The sequence below is a fragment of the Brooklawnia sp. genome, assembly GCF_032229645.1.
Lineage (GTDB): Bacteria > Actinomycetota > Actinomycetes > Propionibacteriales > Propionibacteriaceae > Brooklawnia.
In genome coordinates this window covers 18,254-27,659 of record NZ_JAVTWX010000087.1, presented here as the reverse complement: position 1 = coordinate 27,659, position 9,406 = coordinate 18,254, and the positions used below count along the sequence as shown (strand labels likewise).

At 64.6% G+C, this 9,406-nt stretch carries 9 protein-coding genes; 4 read left to right on the top strand and 5 right to left on the bottom strand.

The window, feature by feature from the left end; genetic code table 11:
* Positions 1-96: 96 nt before the first annotated feature.
* The gene (gene map / locus AAFP05_RS06415) at positions 97-873 is read left to right on the top strand and encodes a type I methionyl aminopeptidase (RefSeq protein WP_341729026.1); all 777 of its coding nucleotides are present in this window, start codon (positions 97-99) and stop codon (positions 871-873) included.
* Positions 874-959: 86 nt separating this feature from the next.
* Positions 960-1,775, top strand: coding sequence for a formate/nitrite transporter family protein (locus tag AAFP05_RS06410; RefSeq protein ID WP_341729025.1), 816 nt, complete (start codon positions 960-962; stop codon positions 1,773-1,775).
* 105 nt (positions 1,776-1,880) lie between these two features.
* On the opposite strand, the gene AAFP05_RS06405 is transcribed toward AAFP05_RS06410, so the two are convergent.
* Positions 1,881-2,441 (bottom strand): Uma2 family endonuclease, encoded by a 561-nt coding sequence (locus tag AAFP05_RS06405; RefSeq protein WP_341729024.1) that lies wholly within the window; start codon positions 2,439-2,441, stop codon positions 1,881-1,883.
* A 148-nt stretch (positions 2,442-2,589) separates the two neighbouring features.
* Between AAFP05_RS06405 and AAFP05_RS06400 the strand changes: the two genes are divergently transcribed.
* Positions 2,590-3,369, top strand: a complete 780-nt coding sequence (locus tag AAFP05_RS06400) for an NAD(P)-binding domain-containing protein (RefSeq protein ID WP_341729023.1) — start codon at positions 2,590-2,592, stop codon at positions 3,367-3,369.
* A 72-nt stretch (positions 3,370-3,441) separates the two neighbouring features.
* Here AAFP05_RS06400 and AAFP05_RS06395 read toward each other — a convergent pair whose 3' ends face one another.
* The 4 genes from AAFP05_RS06395 to AAFP05_RS06380 form a co-directional block, all read right to left on the bottom strand.
* Positions 3,442-5,223 carry an ABC-F family ATP-binding cassette domain-containing protein gene (locus tag AAFP05_RS06395; protein WP_341729022.1) on the bottom strand — a complete coding sequence of 594 codons (1,782 nt, stop codon included), beginning with the start codon at positions 5,221-5,223 and terminating at the stop codon, positions 3,442-3,444.
* A gap of 4 nt (positions 5,224-5,227) precedes the next feature.
* Entirely contained in the window at positions 5,228-5,995 is a 768-nt protein-coding gene (locus AAFP05_RS06390) for a DUF4191 domain-containing protein (protein ID WP_341729021.1), read from the bottom strand.
* 151 nt (positions 5,996-6,146) lie between these two features.
* A complete protein-coding gene (gene sucB, locus AAFP05_RS06385; RefSeq protein WP_341729020.1) occupies positions 6,147-7,841 on the bottom strand; it encodes a 2-oxoglutarate dehydrogenase, E2 component, dihydrolipoamide succinyltransferase in 1,695 nt (564 codons plus the stop codon).
* Positions 7,842-8,099: 258 nt separating this feature from the next.
* Positions 8,100-8,966, bottom strand: coding sequence for an AraC family transcriptional regulator (locus AAFP05_RS06380; protein ID WP_341729019.1), 867 nt, complete (start codon positions 8,964-8,966; stop codon positions 8,100-8,102).
* Positions 8,967-8,992: 26 nt separating this feature from the next.
* Here AAFP05_RS06380 and AAFP05_RS06375 point away from each other — a divergent pair, with 26 nt between their 5' ends.
* Positions 8,993-9,394, top strand: a complete 402-nt coding sequence (locus AAFP05_RS06375) for a VOC family protein (RefSeq protein WP_341729018.1) — start codon at positions 8,993-8,995, stop codon at positions 9,392-9,394.
* The last annotated feature ends 12 nt before the right edge of the window (positions 9,395-9,406 follow it).

Genomic DNA, 9,406 nt, shown 5'->3' with positions numbered 1-9,406 from the left:
CGAAAGTGACTGCCGAAAGTGGCAGCGGCGGCGGGACGTTCGGCAGCTTGTGTGACTCTCGGCAGCCGCTGCGCGTCAGCGTGAGAGAATCTGCCTATGATCGAGATCCTGAATCCTGCCCAGGTGAGCCAAGCAAGGCAGACGGGGGCTTTGGTCGCCGACATCCTGCAAACCCTCAAGAAGCGCAGCACGATCGGGACGAATTTGCTGGAGATCGACGGTTGGACCCAGGAGATGATCGTCGATGCCGGGGCGCAGTCATGCTATGTCGACTACGCCCCTTCGTTCGGACGCGGCCCGTTCGGGCATTTCATCTGCACGGGCGTCAACGATGCCGTGCTGCATGGGCTGCCGCGTGACTATGCGCTGGCCGACGGCGATCTGCTGACTCTCGACCTGGCTGTGGTTCTCGGCGGTGTCGCCTCGGACGCAGCCATCAGCTTCGTCGTCGGCGATGTGCAGCCGCCCGAAAGTCTCGCGCTGATTGATGCCACCGAACGGGCACTGGCCGCAGGCATCGCTGCGGCTCGTCCAGGCAAGCACATCGGCGACATCTCGCATGCCGTGGGTGCGGTGCTGAAGCAGGAGGGGTATCTCGTCAACACTCAGTTCGGAGGTCACGGCATCGGTTCCACCATGCACCAAGATCCGCATATTCCGAACGATGGGCTCAGGGGCCGCGGTTTCAAGCTGCGTCCAGGACTGCTACTGGCCGTCGAGCCGTGGGTGATGTCCGACACCGCCGAACTCAAGATGGACGATGACGGCTGGACGTTGCGCAGCGTGACCGGTTGCCGCACAGCACACACTGAGCACACCATCGCCATCACCGAGCGAGGCGCCGAAATCCTCACCCGTCCTCAGCCGGCTTAACCGGCCCGGAGCTATTGCGTCCGGTCGCGGGTTGAGGCCACCCGCCCGACGGCGCCCGGCTTCGGGGTGCATGGCATGATCTCAGGGTGCTTGCCATTGCGGAAACGCTTCATGTCCAGTCCGAGGCCGCCGTTCACAAGGCCGAGGGTCTTGCCACGCCGGGCCGATTTCTCATCTCGGGGATGCTTGCCGGCGCTTACATCGGCATCGGTGTCGTCCTGATGGTGAGCGTGGCCGGCCCGCTCGCCGCAACAGGAGATGGTCTGACGAAGCTGATCTCTGGGGTGGTCTTCGGTTGCGCGCTCACATTGACGATCTTCGGCACCGTCGATCTCGCCACCTCGGCCATGATGCAACTGCCGGTCGGGGTCTACATGCGGGCGCTCAAACCCGGACCCGCGGCGGCTGCACTCGCGTTCATCTTCATCGCGAATTTCCTTGGCGCGGCCGCATTTGCTGCTCTCATCGTCGCGTCCGGAGTGCTCCACTCCAATGCACCCGCAGGTGCCATGATCGCGGACATGCTCGCGGCCAAGGCGAATGAAGGGCCATTGGAACTCTTCACCCGCGGCATCTTGTGCAACGTGCTCGTTGGTCTTGCCATCTTCATGGGCACGCGTGTCACCAGCGAAGTAGCCCGAATCGGGCTGACCTTCATCGCGATCACCCCGTTCATCAGTTCCGGCTTCGAGCACGTGATCGCCAATATGACCACCTTCATGATCGGCTTCTTGACCTCGGATCCCAATGCCACTCTCGCATCCTTCGGCTCCAATATGGCCTGGGTGGGGCTGGGGAATCTGGTGGGCGGCAGTGTTGTCATCGGTCTCGGATACTGGATGATCGCAGGCTCGCCGCGAGTGGATCGCCACGTGCCCGAACTATCCGGAATGGCCGCCTGACCTGCTCGGGCCGGACGCCACCACAGGCCTCGGGCCGGCCAGATTGTCTCGTCCTTGGGCAGTGAGCCGTCGTAACGACCCCCGATGGATTATCGCTGCGCCGGTTTAGTCCACGAGAGAGGTGGGTGTGAAGCTCACCGGAAATGGGGCCGTGACACAGAAGGTCTCGTCCGCCGCTGCATGGGCGGTTTCACGATAGGCCCCGTCGTACAACGCCAACGCCGTGACGGATGGTTCATCGGGGTCGACGAGCCAGTAGTGCGGGCATCCGGCGCGCTGCAGGCGCTCCCTTTTCAGCATGAGGTCGACTCCCCGAGTGGAGGGGGATAGCACCTCGACGGCGAGGAGGGGAGCAGTGGGCAGATCGCGTTCCGTAAAGTCACTCATCGGCGCCGCGATCAGATCTGGCTGGATGACCGTGTCGTTGGCGAGGACGACATCGAACGGGGCGAACAGCACCTCGAGCTCGTCCGCCGCGGCGGCATGAAGAATCAGGTGCAGGCGCGCCGCCACGCGTTGATGAAGGTGACGCGGAGACGGGCTCACGATCAGCACGCCGTCGATAAGTTCGTAGCGATGGCCATCGTCACTGGGCATCGCTTCCAAATCGGCGCGCGTGAGTGCCCTGCCGTAAGGCAGGAAGCTGGACGCGTCGGCTGTGGTCATATGAGTCATGGTAATCGGCCCTTTCATCCATGTCACCGATTCAACCCCCTACTCATCGGCGCGGAACGAGGAACTTCGTAGCTGTGGATAACTCAACTCGATATTCGGCACCGGAGCCCCCGTGGAGGGCGTCGAGTAGCGTGGGCACATGATGGCTACGCAGACAATCGGATTCATCGGCACCGGAGAGATCTCGGCGGCCATGGTGACCGGACTGGCGGGTGCGGCAGGCGCGCCCGAGCGCATCATGGTTTCCCCGCGCAGCGCGGACATCTCGGCGCGGCTGGCCACGGAGTTCCCCGGCACCGTCACGGTGGCGGAATCGAACGCCCAGGTGGCCGCTGCCTCAGACATCGTCGTGCTGGCGGTCCTTCCCCACCAATTGCACGAGGCGCTGGCCGGCCTCCGGTTCCGGCCCGAGCAGCTGGTGATCAGCTTGCTGGCAGGTGTCGCAATCGCCGATATCGCTGCAGCGGCGGACACCGACGTTCCTATCGTGCGGGCCGTGCCGATGCCAGCGGTGGCCAGGCGCGACTCCGTTACGGTGATGGCGCCGCCCGAACCGCGTGCCAGGGCCGTCTTCGACCTCTTGGGTGGGACCTTCGAGCTGGTCGCCGAGCCCGATCTGGCCGTCTACTCAGCGCTTACCGGCACCGTCAGCGGCTTCTACCGCTATCTCGACATCGTCTGCGGATGGGCAGCCGAACGCGGTGCCACGAGGGATGCAACGGAGCCGTTCGTGCGCGGTCTGTTCGCGAGTCTCGCACCAGCACTGAGGGACTCGAGCGTCGACCTCACGCACCTTGTCGAACACTCCGAGACTCCGGGCGGCCTAAACGAAGAGTTGCGCCAAGAGTTCTTCGACGGCAGTTCACCGGCGCTGCGCCAAGCGCTGGACGGGCTTTATGAGCGCGTCACTCCTCACTGAGCAGAGTGCGAACGACACTCGCGGAGAGCATATCGAGGCAGATCTGATCGTCGACGCTGACAGCTGGGCTGCTCAACCGAGTTGTTCGGCCAGCTCAAGCCAGCGTTCTTCGACCTCGGACGACTCTTGCTGGACGGCCCGAAGCTTCTCGTTCAGCTTGGTCAGGCCCTCGTAGTCGCTTGGATCGTGAGTGGCCATCTTCTCTTGAAGTTTGGCGCTCTGCCCGGCCAGCCGTTCGAGCTTTCGCTCGGACGCTGCCAACTCCTTGCGGGCCGCATGCTCCTCGGCGCCGGAGGAGGACTGCTGGCTCATCAGATCCGATGATCGTGAGGCTGAGACCGGTGTCTGAGCGGCGGTTTCCTGCAGGCGCAGGTATTCGTCCACCCCGCCCGGCACATGCCGCAGCCTGCCGTCGATGATCGCATACTGCTGATCGGTGACCCGCTCGACGAGATAGCGGTCGTGCGACACCACGATGAGGGTTCCCGGCCACGAATCAAGCAGATCCTCCATCGCGGCCAGCATGTCGGTGTCGACATCGTTCGAAGGCTCATCGAGAACCATTACATTGGGTTCGCTCAACAGCACCAGCAGAAATTGCAGGCGGCGCTTCTGGCCGCCTGACAGCTCGCCGACCCGCGCCGACAGGTGCTGGGAGGAAAATCCCAGGCGCTCCAACAATTGGGCGGGCGTCAGTTCTTTGCCACCCACCGGATAGCTCGCCCGATGACGCGCCAGCACATCACGCACCAGATCGTCGGTGAGCTCGTCCAGTTCATGGAACTGCTGGTCGAGCACCGCCAGCTGCACGGTCTTGCCGCGTTTCACCCGCCCGGCAGTCGGTTTGATGTCTCCGGAAATCAGGCCCAGCAGGGTCGACTTGCCTGCTCCGTTGGCGCCGAGCACAGCGCTGCGCTCGCCCGGTGCGATCTGCCAGGTCACCTGATGCAGGACCTCGCGTCCATCGAAACCAGCGGACGCGCCGAGCAAATCGACGACATCCTTGCCCAGCCTGGCCACCGCCAGCCGGTCGAGTTCGAGCTTGTCGCGGGGTGGTGGCTCGTTGGCGATGAGTTCGTTCGCGGCCTCAATGCGGAACCTCGGTTTGGAGGTGCGGGCGGGTGCCCCACGACGCAGCCAGGCCAGTTCTTTGCGCATCAGATTCTGCCGCTTCGCCTCGGTGGCCGCCGCAATCCGGTCGCGTTCGACTCGCTGCAGCACGTAGGCCGCGTAGCCGCCCTCGAAAGGCTCCACGATCTGGTCGTGTACCTCCCAGGTGGCGGTGGCGACCTCGTCCAAGAACCAGCGATCGTGGGTCACCACCAGCAGCCCGCCGGCGGTGGGCGCCCAGCGGTTCTTCAGATGGTGGGCGAGCCAGGTGATGCCCTCCATGTCGAGGTGGTTGGTCGGCTCGTCGAGAGCGACCACATCCCATTCGCCGGCCAGCAAGGACGCCAGGGCAACCCTGCGGCGCTGGCCACCGCTCAGGGTGCCGACCTTCGTGTCCCAATCGAGGTCGGGCACCAGGCCACCCAGAACGTCACGGATCTTGGGGTCACCGGCCCATTCATATTCAGGCACGTCACCGACGATGGTGAACCCGACGCTCGCCTGGCCGTCCAGGGTATCGGCTTGATCGAGCACCCCGATCCGAAGGCCACCTCGGCGGGTGACCTGGCCCGAGTTCGGCTGAATTCGGTCGGACAACATGCCCAGCAACGACGATTTTCCGTCGCCGTTGCGCCCGACGACACCGATGCGATCGCCCTCGTTGATACCGAGGGTCACCGAGTCGAAGACGACCTGCGTCGGGTATTCAAGATGCAGGGCCTCGGCCCCGAGAAGATGCGCCATCCGGTCAGCGACCGCGCATTGCCTTGCGGGAGCCCTTCATATTGGTTGGCAGCGGTCCCTTCGGCACCGGAATGCGAGACTTCATCGCGTCGAGGGCCTTGAGTCTGCTCTGCACCTCGGCGATCTCGATGCTGTCCAGCTTGGCGGGCAGCTTTTCGACGTACTTCTGCAGCTTGTCCATCGGCACCTGGCCTTCGCCCTCGCCCATGACGGCGGTATGCACCTCAATGCCGTAGAGCACCTGCTGGTGGCGCTTGGTCTCGGTGTTGAGCAGGGACTTCAGCCGGCCCGGATCCCCGTCGCCGACCAGCACCACACCGGGCGCACCCACGACGCGGTGGATGCAGTCCTGCTGGCGGGTGACCACGATGGCCGGCTGAACAGTCCACTTCTTCTTGTTCAGCATGCCGAGCGGAACCTCGCCGGCGCCGGGCACCCCTTTGTAGCGAACGTAGGTGGCCTTCTTGGTGCGGTGGGTGAGCATGTAGAGCGCGGCAGTGACGCCGAGCAGAATGCCCATGATCAGGCCCCAGATCCAGTAGCCCGTGGCCAGACCGATACCGAGGCCGGCCAGGGTGACGACCAGCCAGGTGCCGATCAGCCAGTAGACCAGCTGTGAGTCGACCTCGCGGGTGATCTTGAATGACTCGCGGATCTGCTTCCAGGTGTTCCAGTCGCGCGGATTGTCGGAATTGCGCTTCTTCTCGCGCAATGCCTTGGCCTCAGCCTTCTGCTTCGCAGCCAGCTCCTTGGCCCGCTCGCTCTTCGCCATGATGCTCCGTCGCTCGTCAATCAAGTAGTCATCGGACGCACCGTCTCGTGGGCGTCCGGAGATCCATATTACCGGCTGTGCGAGGCGGAAAATAAACGGACGCCATGGGCCGAAGCCCAAGGCGTCCGTCTGGGTTTTTCAGACGTTCAGATCACAGACCGAATTCGCCGCCGAAGGCGCCTTCTTCGAGGCGGGCCTTAATCGCCGACAGGAAGCGGGCTGCTACGGCGCCGTCGACGAGCCGGTGGTCGTAAGTCAGCGAGATGAACATCATGTCGCGAATCGCGATGGTGTCGTTGCCGAACTGATCACTCACGACAACCGGGCGCTTCACCAACGCGCCGGTACCCAGGATGCCCGAGTTCGGCTGGTTGATTACCGGGGTGTCGAACAGAGTGCCCGCCGAACCATAGTTGGTGATCGTGAACGTGCCGCCCGACAGTTCATCTGGGCCGAGCTTGTTGTCGCGTCCGCGCGATGCCAGATCGGAGATCTGCTTGGCGATGCCGCCCACATTGAGATCGCCGGCATCCCTGATCACCGGGACGATCAAGCCGCGCGGCGTATCGACCGCGATGCCCAGATGCTCGGCGCCGTGGTAAATGACGTCCTTGCCATCAATCGACGCATTGATATTGGGGAACGCCTTCAGTGCCTCGGTTGTCGCCTTCGCGATGAATGCCAGATAGGTCAGCCCGGTGCCTTCGCGGCGACGGAACTCGTCCTTGACCTTGCTGCGCAGCTTGCTGATCGCGGTCAGATCGACCTCGACGGTGGCCGTGAGCTGAGCGGCGGTCTGCAACGATTCGACCATCCGGGACGCGATGACAGTACGCATCCGGCTCATCTTCTCGGTGGTTCCGCGCTTGCCGGATTCGTCCGGTGCCGGGGCCGCCTTCGCGGCGGCAGTCGGAGCAGCGGCTGCAGGGGCCGGAGCTGCGGCTGCCTCGGCGGCCTTTCGGGCTGCCTCCTTGGCTGCCTCGGCGGCGGCCAGGACATCCTGCTTGCGGATTCGTCCGCCGACCCCGGTTCCGGTGACCGAATCCAGGTCGACGCCATTGTCTGCGGCCATCTTGCGGACCAGCGGAGTGACGTACGGGCCATCCTCACCGGTGGCGCGCGGGGCAACAGCGGCGGGTTCGGCGGGTTTCGGTGCTGCTGGCGCTGCGGGCGCGGCTGCAACGGGTGCAGCGGGCGCGGGGGTCGGTGCTGCCGGCGCGGGAGCCGGGGTCGCAGCAGGCGAACCTACCAGGCCGAGCACGGAACCGACGGCAGCGACATCGTCCTCACGGACACGGATCTCCAGCAGCACGCCGGCCGCGGGGGAGGGAATCTCGGTGTCGACCTTGTCGGTGCTGACCTCCAGCAGGGGTTCGTCGGCCTCGACCTGCTCGCCGACCTCCTTCAACCAACGCGAAACCGTGCCTTCGGTGACCGATTCGCCCAGCGCCGGGAGAATGACCTCGGTAGCATCCGGAGAACCCGACGATGCTGCGGGAGCAGTCGGTGCCGGCTCACTCGGAGTCGGAGCCTCCTCGGCCTGCTCCACGGCGCCGACAGCTGCCGTCTGCTCGACGCTCGCGGCAGCCGGAGCAGCGGACTGCTCAGAGGGCTCGCCGACGATAGCCAGCACAGCGCCGACGGGGGCGACATCGTCCTCGTTGAACTTGATTTCCAGTAGCACGCCGGCCGCGGGAGACGGGATTTCGGTGTCGACCTTGTCGGTGCTGACCTCCAGCAGGGGCTCGTCAGCATCGACGTGCTCGCCGACTTCCTTCAGCCAACGTGAGATGGTTCCTTCTGTGACGCTCTCTCCCAGGGCGGGCAGGGTGACTTCAGTCGACATGGGTAAGGCTCTCCTTCGAAATGCCGTTGATACCGCTTAGGTCCCTCCGAAGAGCTATCGCTGCGTGTCGCTTCCCAGATCGGGCGCCCGATCGCGTTGTGTTCGCCTTATCATGCATCCCGCCCAGAAACCGCCACTCGACGCGCTAATTCTTCGTCAAGCCCTTAGTAGCCTAGCCCGATTGCCTCTCCCATGCGGTTGCCGTGAACCGCTGGTTGCCGGATTTGTTCGCCACAAGCTGAGCAGCCGAAGCGCCGCTCATTGCTTCGGCCGCTGCGCCTGCCCGGCGGCGTACCGTGCGGGGGGCACACCGACGAAACGGGTGAACTCGCGAGTGAAGTGAGCCTGGTCGTAGAAACCGAGCCGGACGGCGAGCGTCGCGAGGTCGAGGTTCCCCGTCGTACCCGCGACCTCGAGTGCCGCAGCCGCATCGTGCAGGCGCATGCGCATGATCACCTGCTTGGGACCCAGGCCGATCCAGCGTAGAAACTCCCGCTGTACCGTCCGCACCCCAAGATCAGCGCGCCGGGCGAGCATGTCGACGCTTGTCACCTGCGCATCGTGGGCCATCGCGAGCAGCTCGCGGGCCCTGAGGTATTCCGGTGGCCAGGCATCCGGGAGTAGCGGGAGCAGTGCCTTGTCGATCCGGTCGGGTTGCTCGTCCAATGGTGCTGTGACGGCCCGCGCAAAGGCATCGACCACCTCATCGGCGATGAACTCTCGTGCATCGATCGTTCGATCGGTGAGGAGACAAGCGTGGGCGCCGGTGACCAGGGTGAAGGCCCCGGGCAGCAGCTTGACCCCGGTCACCGATCCGGCGCCGCGTAAGCGCACATCGAAGCGCTTGGTGGGCACACCGGTCAGTACCACGGGCGTTGCGCCGTGGTCGCGGCCGGTGTTCACCTCGTGGGTGAGATTGACCGAAAACGGCGGGATCAAAGAGCTGCCCGCTTCGGGCATGGACAATTCGCGATTCAAACGCACCGACCAATAGGCCTCTACGATTCGGGCGAGCGCCGGCCCGGGCGCGGCGAGCCGACGGTGTACCACCTGCTCGAGAGCCCCCGGATTCAAGATCACGCCGGCGGGCGTGCGTTCGGGTGTCGCGTTCGTCCAAGACCCCATAGCGGCATCGTAGAAGGCTGATGGTCATGAACCAGACTCAGACATCTGAAGCCACCGTAATTGCCACTCGTATCGGCATGGTGACCGTGGACTGCGCGGATCCTGTCGCCGAGGCCGAGTTCTGGGCCGCGCTGCTGGGTGGCGAGATCGCCGCGGCCACCCAGGAGTATGCCATGGTCGTCTTCCCCGCGGGGCCCGCTTTGGGCTTCGGTTGCGTCGACGACTTCGAACCGCCGGCTTGGCCGAATCCTCATGGCTCCAAGCAGTTTCATCTCGATCTCGCGGTCACCGATATCGCCGCCACCGAGCAGCAGGCGTTGGGGTTGGGCGCCAGTCTCGCCGAGCCGCAGCCGGGGGAGACCTGGCGGGTGCTCATCGACCCTGCGGGTCACCCGTTCTGTCTTTCCGACGCGAAGAACTGGGGCTGAAGTTAATCGCTG

What these genes read in the sequence shown, in the direction of transcription:
- AAFP05_RS06375 (WP_341729018.1), top strand. Translation starts at nt 8,993, where the DNA reads ATGAACCAGACTCAGACATCTGAAGCCACCGTAATTGCCACTCGTATC.
- map (WP_341729026.1), top strand. Translation starts at nt 97, where the DNA reads ATGATCGAGATCCTGAATCCTGCCCAGGTGAGCCAAGCAAGGCAGACG.
- AAFP05_RS06380 (WP_341729019.1), bottom strand. Translation starts at nt 8,966, where the DNA reads ATGGGGTCTTGGACGAACGCGACACCCGAACGCACGCCCGCCGGCGTG.
- AAFP05_RS06400 (WP_341729023.1), top strand. Translation starts at nt 2,590, where the DNA reads ATGATGGCTACGCAGACAATCGGATTCATCGGCACCGGAGAGATCTCG.
- sucB (WP_341729020.1), bottom strand. Translation starts at nt 7,841, where the DNA reads ATGTCGACTGAAGTCACCCTGCCCGCCCTGGGAGAGAGCGTCACAGAA.
- AAFP05_RS06405 (WP_341729024.1), bottom strand. Translation starts at nt 2,441, where the DNA reads ATGACCACAGCCGACGCGTCCAGCTTCCTGCCTTACGGCAGGGCACTC.
- AAFP05_RS06395 (WP_341729022.1), bottom strand. Translation starts at nt 5,223, where the DNA reads ATGGCGCATCTTCTCGGGGCCGAGGCCCTGCATCTTGAATACCCGACG.
- AAFP05_RS06390 (WP_341729021.1), bottom strand. Translation starts at nt 5,995, where the DNA reads ATGGCGAAGAGCGAGCGGGCCAAGGAGCTGGCTGCGAAGCAGAAGGCT.